Raw genomic sequence first — 419 nt, 5'->3', positions numbered from 1 at the left:
GTTGTTTTACCATCAAACAATAAAGTAATACCGTGTTGTTTTTCCTGTGGTGAAATATTATTAGGTAATAAGTTTACAGTAAAAATATTTGCTATGGGTGAAGGTTTAAGATTTGTTGTTTGTATGCGGATATTTCTCCAGTAAATTTTTCTGCCAACTTCTTCTGCTTTATTTATCTGATGCACCTGTAATGCAATAAAGCCTTTGGGCGTCATATCATCTACTAAATCTGCTGCCGGTTGCCCGTTTAAAAAAGTTCTTATAGAAGTACCGATACATTCTATTCTTACTTTATTCCATTCATGCAGTTTAAAAGAAGATTTGACAACAGGATTATAATCCATCGGATATAACCAATCTCTTCTTGCTTCATCATAAATTCCCGCTGTCCATGCTCTGGGGCTTGGGTCAATTTCATA

Annotated in this window: 1 protein-coding gene; it reads right to left on the bottom strand. The window is 34.6% G+C overall.

What is annotated here, in order from left to right; translation table 11 throughout:
* Window positions 1–419, bottom strand: a 419-nt coding sequence (locus E3E36_RS12240) for a DUF1080 domain-containing protein (protein ID WP_167895622.1), incomplete at both ends; no start/stop codon positions are given.

Source organism: Thermococcus sp. M36, assembly GCF_012027355.1.
Lineage (GTDB): Archaea > Methanobacteriota_B > Thermococci > Thermococcales > Thermococcaceae > Thermococcus.
The sequence above is the reverse complement of the archived record's forward strand: the minus strand, read 5'-3'. Positions and strand labels throughout refer to the sequence as shown.